Source organism: Microvirga splendida (assembly GCF_016427565.1).
Classification (GTDB): Bacteria; Pseudomonadota; Alphaproteobacteria; order Rhizobiales; family Beijerinckiaceae; genus Microvirga; species Microvirga splendida.
Genome location: NZ_JAELXT010000001.1, coordinates 169,666 through 184,689 on the forward strand (window position 1 = coordinate 169,666; position 15,024 = coordinate 184,689).

The following is a 15,024-nucleotide window of genomic DNA, read 5'->3' on the forward strand; positions in this document are numbered from 1 at the left end:
CGGTGGCTCACGCAGCTGGACCGATGGAAAAAGGCGAAGGTCGTATTGACTGACGCCTGGCCGTGCCGGAAGCACTCCAGGCCCGTTGATGCCATTGGTTCCGCACAGAAGTGCGGAAGCCGCCCCTCTCGACAACTCCTTCAACCCAGAACTCCGGTGCCGCAATGGCCGATGTCAGACAGATCCTTCCGACGCCTCGGGAACGCGGCGACGGGGCATCCCAGGAAGAAGCCGCTCCACGGCAGTTCATTGTCTCCAATCAGAATCGGTGGTCTCGAAACACCCTCGACTTCAAGGATCTGTCTCAGGATGCGTGGTGCGAGCTCAGCTTCCAGATCTCCTGGCATCCTGAAGAGAAGAACCGGACAGCGCATGACTTCGCGGTCATCGGCGTCGACTTCCTGACCGAAGATGGATCGAGCATCGACTTCGCCTATGTTCCGGGTTTGACCAGGGCTCAGATCGACCCTCAGAGCTGCCCCATCGCAGGACCGGACTACTACGACCGGAGCAGCGACCAGACGCATGCAGGCACGGTCCAGTGCACATTCCTGGTTCCTGCTCCGGCGAAGCATATCACGGTTACCTTCCGCAGCTGGCGCAACTCTCATCCGTTCACGATCACCGATCCGAAGATCCTGCAGGTTGCTGAACATGAAGGCGGCGATGCTGGAGGAGCATCCTCTCCGGCGCCGAATAATCCCTGGCGCCCCTGGATCCGGCTAAACACCGATCCAGTGTGGCTGACCTATGGGGTAGTTCCAGCCAAGACGCTTTTTGTCAGAGGTCAGTTGATCAAGCCGAACGCAGGCGCCGAAGGTGCCCTGGCGCGTGTCATCTTCCGCAACAGGAACGGTGAAATCGTCGCCCCGTCGGACGATCTGCCAGCTTCGCCCGTTGTCGGAACCTACATCGATATTCCGGTCAGCCGGCAGACGAGGCGCTTCACGCTCGAACTCAACCCACCGGATCAGGCTGCTACGGTCGACCTCGGCTTTCAAGTCTGGCGCGATGAGGCGCAAATCAGCCTTGTCACACCCCTTGAGACCTCCCTCAGTGACGATCTCCTGCTGGAGAGCATCCTCAGCGAGGACAAAGCCGATGCCTCTGCGCTCGTTGGCGAGGTTCTCAACCGCCTTCAGGTTGGAGGTGCCAAGCTGATCGACGCTCTGATCGACAGCAGGACGCTTTCAGCGGCTCCGACGACATTCGATAGATTGCAGGCGGTTCAGCAAGGTCCATCGGCAGCCCTCGTCGGAAACGAGCTGTCTCTCGGCAGCTTCCAGGCGTGGCCGTTGCCAGAAAGTCCGGACTGGACTGAGGACCCCTACCAGTCGCCTTCGTGGCGCCTGGAATACCAATCCCTGTCCTGGCTTCTGGACCTTGTGCGCGACCAGGAGGCGAAGGGTGTGCACAGGGCCGTGGATCTCGCGCTGTCCTGGTCTCGCACCAATCCATGGGGCCAGCCCAAGGATGCACTCAGCGCGTATCCTGCGTCGATTGCCATCCGCACAGAGGTCTTGCTTCGTCTGCTGGCAGCCGCGAGTTCGGTCAGGGGCAAACCTCTCGAGAAGCTGCGTGTGCTTGGTGCGGAGGTCATTCAGCACAGCTTTGCGCTCGCCGAGATCCTCGGCCAGAACCTGTTTCTGCAATCCATCCTGCAGGTTCGGATCGCCTGCGCTCTTCTGAGCGCCTCAATCGGCCTCCAGGGATTTCCTCTGTCCGCCTACTGGAGATCCGTCGCCCTTGCTCAACTGCGCAACGGCTTCGATCATCTCCTCGGTCCTCATGGATCGTCGAATGAGCAGTCCCAGCATTACCGGCTGGAGCTGATCTCCATCGGCATGATCCTGTCCCAGCACCTCAAAAATCATCCTGAGGCAGAGGACCTCAGACGGCTCCTCGATATGCGCTTGAAGGACAGTCTCAAAGCTCTCGTGGCGACGACGGATCCGGCCGGCATGCTTGCTCCGTTCGGGGACACACCGCGCAACCTTCACCATGCCTCCTGGCTCCGACGTATCATTTCCGGATACGGGCGACATCTCCTGTCGGACCAAGCTCTGGCGGAAGAATTGGCGTATCCTCCTGGCCCGAGGCTCCATACATCGGATCATGCAGGTCTCATCGCCTTCCGCAATTATGAGCAGAAGCCGGGCTGGGGCTATCTCTGCGCCTCAATCGGCGAGCAGCGGCATGAGAACGGACATTACGACTGCACCTCCTTCGTCTACTCCGCCCGTGGCGTGAGATGGATTACGGATTCGGGCGGTTCAGGGGTCATGGAGGCAGGTCCTGCGCGCCAGTATCTGCTCTCGTCGCGGGCCCACAATGTGGCCATTCCGGATTCCCGCGAGCAGAGCGCAGGCTTCGGCCGGACCGAAGCGACAATCGCGCTCGAGAAGGCTCATGCGGTTCGGGTGGGCACGAACGTGCATGGCCCCTGCTACGACCATTCACGTGTTTTCGTGTGCCTGGACGACATGAACGCAATCGCGGTCTTCGACCGCTTCAGGTCATCCCGAAGCGCCATCAGCTTCGAGGCCTGTCTTCACTTCGAGGATGCCATTGCAGTGGCTCTCGCCAACAGCAAGCTTGCCATCGCTTTCCACAAAAGGGACAGGCTGCGGATCATCCCGCATCCTGTTGCCGGAACGCTGACTGGTCTGCGGGTCCAAAACGGGCAATCCGGGCGGGCCGGATCCATGCAGGGCTACCTCTCGAGCGGCACGGGCGGCCTCAAGCCCGCCAATGTGCTGAGCTATGGCTTCGCAGGCGCGTCTGAGGTGTGCGGCGGCGTGATCCTCGCCACCACGGAAGACGGCCTGAAGAGGCTTGTGAACCTCATTGCCACGCCGCAGGTACAGAAACTGCTGGCCTAAATTTTCGGCAGTCCGCCCCGGCGCTGCAAAAAAGAGCCCAGCCTTCAGGCTGGGCTCACGGCGCTCATGGTCTTCGTGCTGTCTTTTAGATCGAATTAGTTGAACAATGCATCGATGGCGTCCTGGGACGTCACGCCGTTGTCGCAGGCCAGTGCCGGCCCATTGAGGAGCGCCTTGTCTCCCTGGCGTTTCGGATCGTCGATGGTTTCGACATCCTTGAAGCTTTCCATGCCGCCCCAGATCTCCATCATGTGGTGGACGCGTTCTTCCACGAACTTCATTGCGCCCACGACCTTGCTGATGCGCTGGCCGGTAATGTCCTGGAAGTTGCAGGCCTCGAAGATACTGATCACGTGATCGAGGATTTCGCGGGCGATATCCTGATCGCTTCCGGCCAGTCTGGACGAGAGATTGCTGGAGAGTTCGTCGATCCGTTCAGCCGCAGCCAGAATCGAGTTCGTAGCGGTCTCCGTTCCAGTCACGATGGCACCGAGCTCATCCGTGACCCGGGTGATCTCCTTCCCCTGGGCGCCGGCATACCGAAGTGTGGCGATCTCTCTTTTCGTGCGCTCGATCGCCTCGTAGATCGAATCGAGTTCCGCCTTCAGGCGAAGGGCCTCCTGCATGTCGCGGCGGTGTTCCTCCAGCAGGGATGTCGAAATCTCCTTCGCGGGAACGATGGATTCCTTGATGGTCGCCAGCATCCCCATGACTTCGGAATGGCGCTCCAGAACGCTCTCGTCCTGCGAAGCAACGCCCAGGCTCGCTTCGATGCGATAGCTCTTTTTGAGGGTCATGACCGTCGCTCTTTTGTTGCTTATCCGCCAAAGACAGCGCTGATCTTCGAGCGCAGGGTGTCGGCGTTGAAGGGCTTGACGATGTAGTTGTTGACGCCGGCTTGCTTGGCCGCGACCACGTTCTCGGTCTTGGCCTCGGCGGTGATCATGATGAAGGGCAGGCTGCCCAGCTCCGCGTCGGCCCGCACCTGCTGCAGCAGCTCGAAGCCGGTCATGGGCGCCATGTTCCAGTCGGAGATCACCAGCCCGTACTTCTTCTCCTTCAGCTTGCCCAGAGCCTCCGAGCCGTCCTTCGCCTCGTCGACGTCGTTGAAGCCGATCTGCTTCAGCAGGTTGCGGATAATGCGCAGCATCGTCTGGTAGTCGTCAACGATGAGAACAGGGGTGGAAAGATCAAGGCTCACGGCAAAATTCCTGTATTCTGATTACACAACTGAAGTATATGCGATGGGCGAACAGGGCTTACGCAGCCTCCCGCTCCGTCTCGAAGGCAAGAACGGCATCGACATCGAGAACGATCAGCAGTTGGTCCCGCAACTGGTGGACGCCCTGCGACAGTCCCACCCAGCCCCGGTCCATATGAACCGGGTTCGGTTGCATCTCGTCCGGGTCGAGCTTGAGAACCTCGCCGACGTCATCAACGAGCAGCCCATAGGCCTCGCCCTGGTTCTCGAGGCCGACAGCCATGCGACGCCCTGCTTCGCCGCTATCGCCCAGTCCGAGCCGGCGGCGCAGCGACACCGCAGTAACGACGCGGCCACGGAGGTTCAGGAGGCCAGCGATTTCTCCTGGCGCGAGAGGAACGGTCGTCATCTCGCTTACGACGAAGACATCGTGCACGCGGCTGATCGGCAGCCCCAGCAGTTGTCCGGCCACCGTGACCGTCACGAACTCCATCTGCTTGGAGGCCGCCTTCACGTTTCCCGAAGGGTTTGTTTCTATGAGCTTCATGATCAGGCAGCCTCTTCGAGCGTTCCATTGAGCTCCGCGAGAGCGGAGAGCAGGCCTCTGCGGTCGATTTTCGAGACGATCTCGGAAATGCGCAGCTTTCTTGCCAGGGCAATCTGCTGCGGATCAGGCTTGACGGTCAGGCCGATCACGGGCGTCGTGCTGTGATGCGGATCGGCCCGCAGGGATGCAACCAGGGCGAAGCCGGAGTGCCCTGAGAGCTCGAGGTCCGTGACGACCACGTCGACGTGGAGACCGTTGGACAGGAGGCGAACCGCCTCCTGGGCTGTCGAAGCGGTCTGGACGCGATACCCGGACGCCTTGAGGACCGGCACAAGCATGTCCCGGAAGAAGGTCGAGCTGTCGACGAGCAGCAGTGACCGATCGGGCCCGCCCTTTCGCTCCTTCCGCGACCAGGTCTCCAGAACCATCGGCAGGTAATGCGCAACGTTGACGATCTCGGTGGTGCGCCCCCTCACGACCGCAGAGCCGACGAGGTCGGAGCGCTCGGCGAGGAGCTCGATGTCCAGCTTGTCCTCCACAATGTCGACGATCTCGGCCACTGCGAGGCCCATCGACACGTCACCGTCCGAGAACACCAGCAGAGACTGCATGCCCTCGCGCTTGATCGTGAGCTCTTCGTCGCATGAGACCAGCGGCATCAGTCGTCCGCGGTACTGAACGACCGGGCGTCCGCTCGACCATTCGATCGTCGAGGCCTCGATATCCTCAAGGCGCGTTACCAGGGACAGCGGGACAGCCTTCAGGCTCTCGCCCCCGCCGCGGAAGACCAGCAGGCTCGTCAGCTCGTCCGCCGCAACGACGGTCTGTTCGGGACCCGCGTCGTTCTGGAACTCGTTGCGGTCAGACTCGGAGCCCACCATACGGGCAAGACCATTGGGATCAATGATCAGCACGACGGCACCGTCGCCCAGAATGGTGTTGCCGGAGAACAGCTGGATGTGCCGCAGCTTCGAGGACATCGGCTTCACGACGATCTCTTCGGTATGGAAGACGCCGTCCACGAGAATGCCGAAACGCTGGTGCGCAACCTGCGTTACCACCACGAAGCCGTGGTTGGCATCCTCGTTTCCGGACAGCCCCATAACCTTCGACAGCGGCACGATCGGCAGCAGGCGGTCGCGCAGGCGCAGGATCGGCGTTCCGTTGATGCGCTCGATCGAGTGCTCGGAGGTGGGCGACACCCGCACGAGCTCCGATACCGCAACCTGCGGAATGGCGAAGCGCTGGTCCTTCGACGACACAATGAGCGCCGCCACAATGGCGAGGGTCAGCGGGATCTTGATCGTGAAGGTCGTTCCGCGTCCCTGCTCGGAGCGGATGTCGACCGTTCCGCCGATCAGCTCGATGTTGGTTTTGACCACGTCCATACCGACGCCACGGCCCGACACGGATGTGACCTTTGCGGCTGTCGAGAAGCCAGGATGGAAGATGAACTTCGCCACCTGGGCGTCGCTCATCCGCTCCAGCTCGGCGTCGCCTGCAATCCCGCGCTCGGCGGCCTTCTTGCGAATGGCCGCAAAGTTCAACCCCTTGCCGTCATCGGCAATCTCGATCGTGATCGAACCACCTTCATGATAAGCATTGAGGCGGATCGTGCCCTTCTCGGGCTTTCCGGCCGCCTTTCGGTCTGCCGGGTTCTCGATGCCATGATCCGCGGAGTTGCGGACCATGTGGGTGAGAGGATCCTTGATGACCTCCAGGACCTGCCGGTCGAGCTCAGTGTCCGCACCCTGCATCACGAGCTCGATCTTCTTCGAGAGCTCGTTCGAAAGATCGCGCACGACGCGGGGCAGTTTCTGCCAGGCATTACCGATCGGCTGCATCCGGGTCTTCATCACCCCGTCCTGCAACTCCGCCGTCACCTGCGAAAGACGCTGCAGCGGAACTTTGTAGCCGTGGTCCTCCGAGCTGCGCCGGGCGATCTCCAGCAGCTGGTTCCGCGTGAGGACGAGCTCGGACACCATCGTCATGAGATGCTCGAGAGTGTCCACGTTGACGCGGATCGTCTGAACCTTGCCGGAGATGCCTTCACCCCCGTCCCCGCCTTCCGATGTCTCGGCATTCTTCTTAGGGGGCGCAGCCGGCGAAGCGGTCGCCACAGATTTCTGGCTCGGCGCCTGCTCCTCAAGCTTTTCAATCACGAGCGGAACCGGCCCCGGCGCTTCGCGGAATGCACGCTCCAGTTCATCCAGCGAAACCTCGCCCGGCTTCAGAGGGCGCTCGAGTATCTGGTACGTCAGGGTGCCGGCGGTGACAGCCTTCTCCGGGCCGGGAGCCTCCTGGAAGGCGCGCTCCAGCTCGTCGAGCGAGACCTCGCCTGGCTTCAGCTCCCTCTCGAGCACCTGAAAGACCGTCGAGCCAGAGCTTTGGACTGGCTTTGGAGTCGGAGTGGCTTCGGGAGCAGGCGGCTCCTGGGTGGCCATCTTGTCCAGCAATGCGATAAGATCACCGTCGGAGCCCGCTGGCTCGGCGCCCTGACGCTCGAGTTCTCCGAGGATCTCCTTGATGCGGTCGAGGGTGCTGAGGATCAGCGAAACGGCAGGAGTCGTCACCGGCATTCCATCGCGGAACTTGCCCATGAGCGTTTCGGCTGCATGAGCAAGGGCCTCGAGCCGGGGCAACCCAAGGAAGCCGCAGGTTCCCTTGATGGTATGGACCAAGCGGAAGATGTTGCTGAGAATAGCCTCGTTGTTCGGATCCTGCTCGAAACGGACCATCTCCACGTCGACCGTTTCGAGGTGCTCGTTGGTCTCCGTAAGAAACTCAAGAAGAAGGTCGTCCATTGCCGTGTCTCAACTCTTACTATGTGAACTGAACGGCACCGGTCATCGGGCGTTTCAGATTGAGAGAATCACGCGGCCTTCACGCCGGCAATAAAGCGCTGAACCTCATGTTCACGCGTGGGAGCTGAAAGTCGATTTTCGACTCAAGAGCGGGAAGCCTGGAGACACCTGCCGTGCATGAGCTGCATGCAGACGGCAGTCCGCGAAATCATCATCGTCATGGCAGTGCCCCCAATACGCCTCGTCCACCCCGTCACTTTGTCGATTATCAAGGCTGAGCGGCCGGACCTGATCGTTGCTTCGACTTTTTAAGACGAAGAACTGATCCGTTGAGCCTCGCGCCTCTTCAACTTCATCAGTGACGTTGGGGAAGAATAAGTCGACGTTTCCTGCAATAGAGTTAACGCCCGGAAGAGACGAAGGCCGAATCGACTGAATTTCAGATAAAACTGCGCAGCCGAGCAGCATCAATGTTGCAATTTGCAACGCTGCTGCATCTGCGAACCTGCGCATTGCATTCAACACCAGCGCCTGCGCTGCACGCATGATGCCTAAGAACATTCGATCATGAGCGTTGCATGACCCTGTCGAAAACATCGGAGAAGAGCAGCCGGATCTGCCTTGGACGTTGGCAACTCCAACGCGCCTCAAACGGTCGATGACCGGATGCGAGCAGGAGAGAAAGGTCGCCCGGCACCAAAAGCAAATGGCTGCCCCAGTTCCTTAGGGCAGCCATCTATCGCACCGACGAGAATTAAGAGGCAACTCCTACATAGGAGTAGCCGATATATCGCTTGGCATCGATCGGATCATACCCGAGGCGCTGCCGCAGCTTCTTGCGCAGCTTGCTGATGTGCCCCTCGACGACGCTGTCCTCGACATCGTCGCTGTAGATTCCATAGACGGCGTCGAAGATCTGCTTCTTGGTCAGACGGTGCCCCTTCTTGCGCACGAGGTACTCGAGAATGTGCCTCTCGCGGCGCGGGAGAGAGAGTGGGAGACCGTCGATCTCAGGATCGCGGCCATCAAAGAAGACCTTGAGTCTGTCGCTGTCATCCTGAGACTTCTTGCCCAGGCTTGCGTTCACGCGGCGCCAGACGGCTTCGGCCCGGGCGAGGATCTCCCGCACGTGAACGGGCTTGCGGACGACATCGTCAAACTTCGCGGTGAAGAGTTCGAGGGTTTCCTCGAGGGAGCGAACATCGCTCAGGGCAATGATGGGTGCCTTGGAGTAGCGCCGGATGCTTTCGGCGGAGTGAACCCGCTCCTCGAAGCTGCCCAGCACGAAGCCCTGCACGGCGTCCAGATCAGAATCGGAAGCCGTCTCAAGCCAGTCGCTGAATTCATCTGCGTATAAGCCAAGGGAGGATATGCCTTCACGTTTGAAGCTCGCAACATATCCAGACGTAACCATCTGCCGGTCATCGACGACGATATACATTTTTTCTGCCCCGCCTTAGTAATTAAGTGCGTCTCGTGTTTTTATGCTTGCCGCTCACTGTTATTTACTTTGTTAAACATCGTTAAGCGGCTGAGGCAAAAACTATATTCTGAGGACTCGGCGGACAATACGTAAATAATGGGAGCTGTTACTCGCTTATGGTTAATGCTCCTTAACCATCGTTAACCAAAGCTTTCAGGAGCAAAATGCCCCGCCCACCCGGGACGGGCGCGCCCGATCAAAGAACCCAAAGGTTTGTCAAACCTGAAGTTTTCCAAGTGCCGGAACTTTCGGCTCACTCCTCCGCTCAGCTGGGGAGGCGTTATGCTTTCACATAACTACGTGGTTCCCGAAAGTCCGGAATACGTAGAACCACCTACGCGACCTGCGAAGAGGGCAGCCATGCGAGGTCGGCCCGGCCCTCCTGTCGTTTGGGGAGACAAAGCTCTTCCGGGCGCGACTGAGCAGCGGATTGCCATGCCGGAAAACATGAACTTGCAGCGGGCATACCAGACAGGAACCCTCTGTTAACTATGAAGCCTGGTGCCGCCAGGCCTGTCCTTGACCTCAAGCAGTGCGGCAAGTACCTCATATGGTTCAAGATCGCTCAAGTATTGCGAATAGGAAGCGATCAGCACTATGGCGGGTCCTCTCTGAGGACTGGCATGATGCACTGCCATTTTACCGGTCAGCCCGGATCATAGGTTTCCATCGGATCGAGTAACTGCTCGAAGGCATGATGCCGCTCCGTGGGGTCGGCTGCAGTCCGACATTCCTGAAAAGCTCCTGTGCATCCCAACGAGCAGTTTCTTCATGTTAGAGCGCCCTGGCCACAGCGAACTGCCTCAATGGAAGGAAGTCGAACGTCTTGCTGCGCTCCGGAGCTTCGACATCCTTGATACTGAGCCGCAAATCGAATTCGACAGCATTGCGAAGCTCGCGGCTCAGATCTGCAACACGCCGGTCGCTTGCATTTCGTTCCTCGACGAACAACGACAATGGTTCAAGGCCAGGGTCGGACTGGATCTCGCAGAGACTCCGCGTGAGAACTCCGTCTGCAATCATGCCATCCTGCAGACAGGGCTTTTCGTCGTCTCCGATTTGAACCTCGACCCGCGTTTCAAGGACAGAGTCCGTGTCGAAGGTGGGCCCGACCTGTCCTTCTATGCAGGCGTTCCGCTCAGAACGCAGGATGGTCTGCCTCTCGGGATGCTCTGCGTTCTCGATTACGTCGCTCGCCCTGATGGCCTCACCGAGCAGCAGGCAGAAGCGCTTTTCACGCTTGCTCAGGCGGTCATGTGCCAACTCGAGTTGAAGCTCACCAGCAAGAATGCAGCGGAAAACGAGGAGTTTACACGACGCCTTCTGGCAAGCTCCGACGATTGCATCAAGGTCTTCGACCTGAAGGGGCGTCTCCGCTTCATGAGCCAGGGCGGCATGCGTGCCATGGATGTCGAGGACTTCCGCACGATTGAGGGCCGCCACTGGACCGAGATCTGGAGCAGCGTCACCGGGAAGGACGCCGACGCGGCCGTTGAAGCTGTCAAATCCGGCGGCATCGGGCGCTTCCAGGGATCGTGCGCAACGATGGCGGGAACCCAGAAGTGGTGGGATGTGGTCGTCACCCCCATCATGGGGCACGACCGCGCCCCCCAGGGCTTTCTGTGCATCTCACGGGACATCACGGAATTTCGCGCGACTGAGGAGCGTCTGCGCAGAAGCGAGAGGCGCCTTCGCACCCTTGTCGATGCCATGCCTGCATCCGTCAGCTCCCCGCAGGTCGTCTGGTTCAGCGACCCGGATGGAGATTTCACCTATTGCAACGACATCTGGTACGAATATACCGGCCTGCGCTCCGAGGACGGGCTGACCGGAAGCTGGGCCTCGGCGATCCATCCCAACCACCGTGCGAGGATCCTCGGCAACTGGAGTGCCGCCCTCGGCAAAGATGCATCCTTCGAAATAGAGATGCCCTTGCGGCGAGCCTCGGATGGCATGTACCGCTGGTTCATCGTCCGTGGCCAGCCTCTGAAGAACGAGCAGGGCAAGATCGAGCAATGGTTCGGCATTGCCATGGACATCCACGAACGCAAGCAGTCGGAGCAGGCTCTGAGGGAAAGCGAGGAGCGTCTGCAGCTTGCGCTCAAGGCCGCCCACATGATTGCGTGGGAGTTCAACCCGCAGTCCGGGGCAACCACCCGCTCCGAGAATGCCCTCGCGCTTCTTGGAATCAGGCCGGGTGTCGACGGAACCTTCATGACAGGCATTCACCCCGATGACCACGAGAAGGTGGAGGGATTCTTGCGGGACATCCGGGCAGATGGGGCCAGTTCCGTTGAGTGCCGCTATGTCTTGCCCGGCGGAGAGACCCGGTGGCTCCGGGCCCGTGGTGAGCGGGCCGGTCCCGATCGCATTGTTGGCGTCACCTGCGACATCAGCGAGCAGAAGGAAGCGGAACAGGAGATCTGGCGCTCAGCCAACCACGATGCCCTGACCGGTCTTCCCAACCGCACCCTGTTTCAGCATCGCCTCGACGCCGCTCTCGACCATGCCCGGCAGAACGGCACGAGCGTCAGCCTTCTCCTGATTGACCTCGACGACTTCAAGGACATCAACGATACCCTCGGCCATGATGCCGGAGATGCTCTGCTGCAGGAAACGGCCCGTCGCCTGTCGACGATGGTCCGGGGGTGCGATACCGTGGCGCGGATCGGCGGCGACGAATTCGCAGTGCTTGTCGTGGACCCGTTGAAGCTGGAGAACGCGACCAGACTCGGCTCTTTGATTGCCGAGATGCTTCGGCAGCCGTTCATCTATCAGAAGCGGACGCTGATCAGCCGGGTGAGCATCGGCATCGCCGCCTATCCCGATCATGATGGGAATCCGTCGGAACTCATCAAGGATGCCGACATTGCGATGTACCAGGCCAAGTCTCAGGGACGGAACCGGGTCATCACGTACTCGCCCGAGATGCGGAACGCCATCGAGCAACGCGTCTCCCTCGGGCGGGGCATGCGCGAGGCCATCTCCAACGATGAGATTGTCCCCTTCTATCAGCCGAAGATTTGCCTCACCACAGGAGAGATCATCGGCCTCGAGGCGCTGGCACGGTGGCAGCACCCGACCGAGGGCATCCTCACACCGGCATACTTTGGCGCGGTCTTCGAAGACCACGACATCGCCGCGTCCATCGGCAAGCAACTGATTACAAAAGTTGCCGCAGATGTCCGCTCTTGGCTCGATCAGGATCTTCGGGTTGGACAAGTCGCCCTGAACCTTTCACCGGCTGAGTTCAGCCAATTGGGCATTGTCGACAATCTGCTGCGGGCGCTCGACCGGTTTGGGGTACCGGCCTCCTGTTTCGAGGTGGAGGTCACGGAAACCGTTCTTCTCGGCCGAAACTCGGACAACGTATCCTCGGCCCTCGCCCAGTTCCGCCGTCACGGAATTCAGATCGCCCTGGATGATTTCGGAACCGGATACGCTTCACTGACCCATCTGAAGCAGTTTCCCGTGGACCACATCAAGATCGACCGGAGCTTCGTGCGGGATCTTGAACAGGACTCCGATGACGAAGCGATCGTCGCGGCGGTCATCGGCCTTGGAAAGAGCCTGCAGCTTCAGGTGACGGCCGAGGGAGTAGAGACGCATGGTCAGGCTCGTCGTCTGCGCGAATTGGGTTGCGATCATGCTCAGGGCTACCTTTATGCAAAGCCCATGGCGGCTTCGCAGGTTCCGGATCTCGTGAGCCGGTGGAATTCCATGCTCATCAGGCCTCGCCCCGACAAGGCGGCAATGCTGCCCGGCGAATAGGCCTTGCGCACAGCCTCATGGCGGGCCGGAGGAGCGGTCCGGGTCTCTACGGATCTGGCCGTCTGACTTGTCCATCCTGCTTTAAGCTCCATCTGCCCCTCCGCATCGTCGAAGGCCCGCATCCGGTAAAGGGAACTTGAGGAATGAGCGTTACCATCTCCAGTCCGCAGCTGCGCGCTGAAGTGTCCGCCCATGGAGCCGAACTCATCCGGCTTCAGGATGACCAGGGACGCGATTGGTTGTGGGACGGCAATCCCGCCTTCTGGACCGGGCGCTCTCCCCTGCTGTTTCCGATCGTCGGGCGCGTCAGGAATGACCGCATCCGTGTCGGCGGCCTGGAATACGAACTGCCCCGGCATGGTTTCGCCCGTACGTCCCGCTTTGAGATCGAAGAGGCAAACCCCTCCCAATGCCGCTTTCGGCTCTCCTCCAGTGAAGCCACGCTGCAGCGCTATCCCTTTCCATTCCGGCTCGATGTGAGCTATGCGGTCGAAGGCGCCACTTTAAACATCACGGCGGCCGTCGCGAATACCGGCTCCGCCGGCATGCCCGTCTCGTTCGGCTTTCATCCGGCCTTTCGATGGCCACTGCCCTATGGCGCCCCGCGCGAAGCCCACGAGATCCGCTTCGAGCAGGAGGAAACGACGCCGATCCGTCGCCCTATCGAGGGCCTTCTCAGGAGAGACGCCGAGCCCAGCCCTGTGCAGGGTCATGTGCTCGCTCTGCGCGATCGCCTGTTCGAGGCAGACGCGCTTGTCTTCGATCAGCCGAGAAGCCGTTCCGTGGAATATGGTGCGGATGGCGGCGCTTCGCTCCGCGTCGACTTTCCCGGCATGCCGCATCTGGGAATCTGGACCAAGCCGGGAGCAGGCTTCATCTGCATCGAGCCCTGGCAGGGCCATGCGGATCCGCAAGATTTCGCAGGCGATTTCTCCGACAAACCAGGGAGCGTCGCCGTTCAGCCCGGAGAGACGCGCCTCTTCTCTATGACCGTAACGCTTAAGCCGCCAACCCGATAGCCGGCATGACACTCACGGACGGGACTCAGTGGCTCGTCACGAGGTCGCGGATCTGCTGGACGACATCGTCGCTGCAGTAGGGTTTCGGCACGAACCGCCCGTCATAGGGGAGAGCTTCGGGAGCCGGACGATGATAGGCGGAGGAAATCAGGAGCGAGATGTGCGGCCAGCGCTGCTGCACATTCTCGGCCAGAACCAGCCCATTCATGGAGCCGGGCATGTCGATGTCCGTAAAAAGGACCTGCACGTCTTCGGAGCACGATTCCAAAACCGCCAGCGCGACATCGGCATTGGCGGCCTCCAGAACATGAAACCCGGCATCCTGCAGGTCGTCGGCTGCGGCCATGCGCACAAGAGGCTCATCTTCAACCAGCAGAACGACAGGTAACCGATGTGAATAGCTGTTCATCATGAGGCGTGGAACGAAAGTAACCTATGTTAGTTCCTACTGCTCAGGTGGTTTTCGAGCGGGGGATAGTGCCATGACGTCGCACAAGTTCAGAATCGGGGATCGGGTGCGTCTGGTCAGGCAAGCAAGCACCAATACGGTGGAAGCGTTTCTCAACATGGTGACGACCATCGATACCACCCGCCCCGAAGACATATGGGAGGTCACCCGCCTGCTTCCTGCAGACCAGGCAGGCTTTCAGTACCATGTCCGAGGAAGCCATGACGGCGCCGCACGCCTCGTGCGCGAGGAGCAGTTGCAGCCTGCCTGATGCTTCGGCTGCAACTGTACGGGCCAAGCTTGTCCGATCACCGCTTCGACCTTCACGGGTGATTTCGGCAGACCGCCTGCAGGGCGCCTTATCCTGCCTTTCGGAGGAGTTCCCCAGGCTCATGCTCGACCGGCCCGGCCACTGAATGCCGGCGCTGGAAGTCGTGAAGCTCCTGCCTCACCGTCTCCAGGACGGGATCGAAGGTGGGCCCATGCTCCTTGGCGATGTCGACGAGCACATCGATTGCCCGGAGCAGGCGCTCCTCGGTAACAGGCTCCCACTTGCGTCCCGACCACTCGTCCATCTCAGATCCTCCTCATGGATGGAGACAAACACTGATCCAACATCCTTGAAGCCTAGTTAAGGGCGATGGTTAACGTTTTCCAACTGAGCAGACACCCTGTTGCTTCGTCGGCTTCGACTTTCAGGCCACCGAACAAACCCGTTCATGAAACTTTTCAAAGCCGCGTTTGTTGATTTGCCGTCAAGTTCTGCCCGACTGCCGTGAAACAACGAATCCTGATCAGCCGGTAACGATTTTCATCGGCTGAAAGGGACAATATCCGCTTGGCGCGGAGAAGCTGTGCTCCATGTACAC

Annotated in this window: 12 protein-coding genes; 4 read left to right on the forward strand and 8 right to left on the reverse strand. The window is 60.2% G+C overall.

Annotated elements, in window-relative coordinates:
• Nucleotides 1–164: 164 nt before the first annotated feature.
• Complete coding sequence (locus tag JAO75_RS00870) at nt 165–2,882, forward strand: heparinase II/III domain-containing protein (RefSeq protein ID WP_199045833.1); 2,718 nt, start codon at nt 165–167, stop codon at nt 2,880–2,882.
• 95 nt (nt 2,883–2,977) lie between these two features.
• On the opposite strand, the gene JAO75_RS00875 is transcribed toward JAO75_RS00870, so the two are convergent.
• The 6 genes from JAO75_RS00875 to JAO75_RS00900 all read right to left on the reverse strand — a co-directional run bounded on the left by JAO75_RS00875 (nt 2,978) and on the right by JAO75_RS00900 (nt 8,875).
• Nucleotides 2,978–3,679: a protein phosphatase CheZ gene (locus tag JAO75_RS00875; protein WP_199045835.1), complete on the reverse strand. Its 702-nt coding sequence runs from the start codon at nt 3,677–3,679 to the stop codon at nt 2,978–2,980.
• Nucleotides 3,680–3,699: 20 nt separating this feature from the next.
• Nucleotides 3,700–4,083 carry a response regulator gene (locus JAO75_RS00880; protein ID WP_199045837.1) on the reverse strand — a complete coding sequence of 128 codons (384 nt, stop codon included), beginning with the start codon at nt 4,081–4,083 and terminating at the stop codon, nt 3,700–3,702.
• Nucleotides 4,084–4,141: 58 nt separating this feature from the next.
• Complete coding sequence (locus JAO75_RS00885; RefSeq protein WP_199045839.1) at nt 4,142–4,630, reverse strand: chemotaxis protein CheW; 489 nt, start codon at nt 4,628–4,630, stop codon at nt 4,142–4,144.
• A gap of 2 nt (nt 4,631–4,632) precedes the next feature.
• Nucleotides 4,633–7,434, reverse strand: coding sequence for a hybrid sensor histidine kinase/response regulator (locus JAO75_RS00890; RefSeq protein ID WP_199045841.1), 2,802 nt, complete (start codon nt 7,432–7,434; stop codon nt 4,633–4,635).
• A gap of 111 nt (nt 7,435–7,545) precedes the next feature.
• Entirely contained in the window at nt 7,546–7,995 is a 450-nt protein-coding gene (locus JAO75_RS00895) for a hypothetical protein (RefSeq protein ID WP_199045843.1), read from the reverse strand.
• 193 nt (nt 7,996–8,188) lie between these two features.
• The gene (locus tag JAO75_RS00900; protein WP_199045845.1) at nt 8,189–8,875 is read right to left on the reverse strand and encodes a response regulator transcription factor; all 687 of its coding nucleotides are present in this window, start codon (nt 8,873–8,875) and stop codon (nt 8,189–8,191) included.
• Nucleotides 8,876–9,688: 813 nt separating this feature from the next.
• Here JAO75_RS00900 and JAO75_RS00905 point away from each other — a divergent pair.
• Both JAO75_RS00905 and JAO75_RS00910 read left to right on the forward strand, forming a co-directional pair.
• Entirely contained in the window at nt 9,689–12,688 is a 3,000-nt protein-coding gene (locus JAO75_RS00905) for a bifunctional diguanylate cyclase/phosphodiesterase (protein ID WP_199045847.1), read from the forward strand.
• 143 nt (nt 12,689–12,831) lie between these two features.
• Nucleotides 12,832–13,707: an aldose 1-epimerase family protein gene (locus JAO75_RS00910; RefSeq protein ID WP_199045849.1), complete on the forward strand. Its 876-nt coding sequence runs from the start codon at nt 12,832–12,834 to the stop codon at nt 13,705–13,707.
• A gap of 25 nt (nt 13,708–13,732) precedes the next feature.
• Here the strand turns inward: JAO75_RS00910 and JAO75_RS00915 are convergent, their stop codons facing one another.
• Nucleotides 13,733–14,119 (reverse strand): response regulator, encoded by a 387-nt coding sequence (locus JAO75_RS00915; protein WP_199045851.1) that lies wholly within the window; start codon nt 14,117–14,119, stop codon nt 13,733–13,735.
• 70 nt (nt 14,120–14,189) lie between these two features.
• On the opposite strand from JAO75_RS00915, the gene JAO75_RS00920 reads away from it, so the two are divergent.
• Complete coding sequence (locus JAO75_RS00920; RefSeq protein WP_199045853.1) at nt 14,190–14,426, forward strand: hypothetical protein; 237 nt, start codon at nt 14,190–14,192, stop codon at nt 14,424–14,426.
• Between the two features lie 88 nt (nt 14,427–14,514).
• Here JAO75_RS00920 and JAO75_RS00925 read toward each other — a convergent pair whose 3' ends face one another.
• The gene (locus JAO75_RS00925) at nt 14,515–14,730 is read right to left on the reverse strand and encodes a hypothetical protein (protein ID WP_199045856.1); all 216 of its coding nucleotides are present in this window, start codon (nt 14,728–14,730) and stop codon (nt 14,515–14,517) included.
• Nucleotides 14,731–15,024 lie beyond the last annotated feature (294 nt).

Coding starts and splice junctions, on each gene's coding strand:
- JAO75_RS00870 (WP_199045833.1), top strand. CDS start 165: ATGGCCGATGTCAGACAGATCCTTCCGACGCCTCGGGAACGCGGCGAC.
- JAO75_RS00875 (WP_199045835.1), bottom strand. CDS start 3,679: ATGACCCTCAAAAAGAGCTATCGCATCGAAGCGAGCCTGGGCGTTGCT.
- JAO75_RS00885 (WP_199045839.1), bottom strand. CDS start 4,630: ATGAAGCTCATAGAAACAAACCCTTCGGGAAACGTGAAGGCGGCCTCC.
- JAO75_RS00890 (WP_199045841.1), bottom strand. CDS start 7,434: ATGGACGACCTTCTTCTTGAGTTTCTTACGGAGACCAACGAGCACCTC.
- JAO75_RS00895 (WP_199045843.1), bottom strand. CDS start 7,995: ATGTTCTTAGGCATCATGCGTGCAGCGCAGGCGCTGGTGTTGAATGCA.
- JAO75_RS00900 (WP_199045845.1), bottom strand. CDS start 8,875: ATGTATATCGTCGTCGATGACCGGCAGATGGTTACGTCTGGATATGTT.
- JAO75_RS00905 (WP_199045847.1), top strand. CDS start 9,689: ATGTTAGAGCGCCCTGGCCACAGCGAACTGCCTCAATGGAAGGAAGTC.
- JAO75_RS00910 (WP_199045849.1), top strand. CDS start 12,832: ATGAGCGTTACCATCTCCAGTCCGCAGCTGCGCGCTGAAGTGTCCGCC.
- JAO75_RS00915 (WP_199045851.1), bottom strand. CDS start 14,119: ATGATGAACAGCTATTCACATCGGTTACCTGTCGTTCTGCTGGTTGAA.
- JAO75_RS00920 (WP_199045853.1), top strand. CDS start 14,190: ATGACGTCGCACAAGTTCAGAATCGGGGATCGGGTGCGTCTGGTCAGG.
- JAO75_RS00925 (WP_199045856.1), bottom strand. CDS start 14,730: ATGGACGAGTGGTCGGGACGCAAGTGGGAGCCTGTTACCGAGGAGCGC.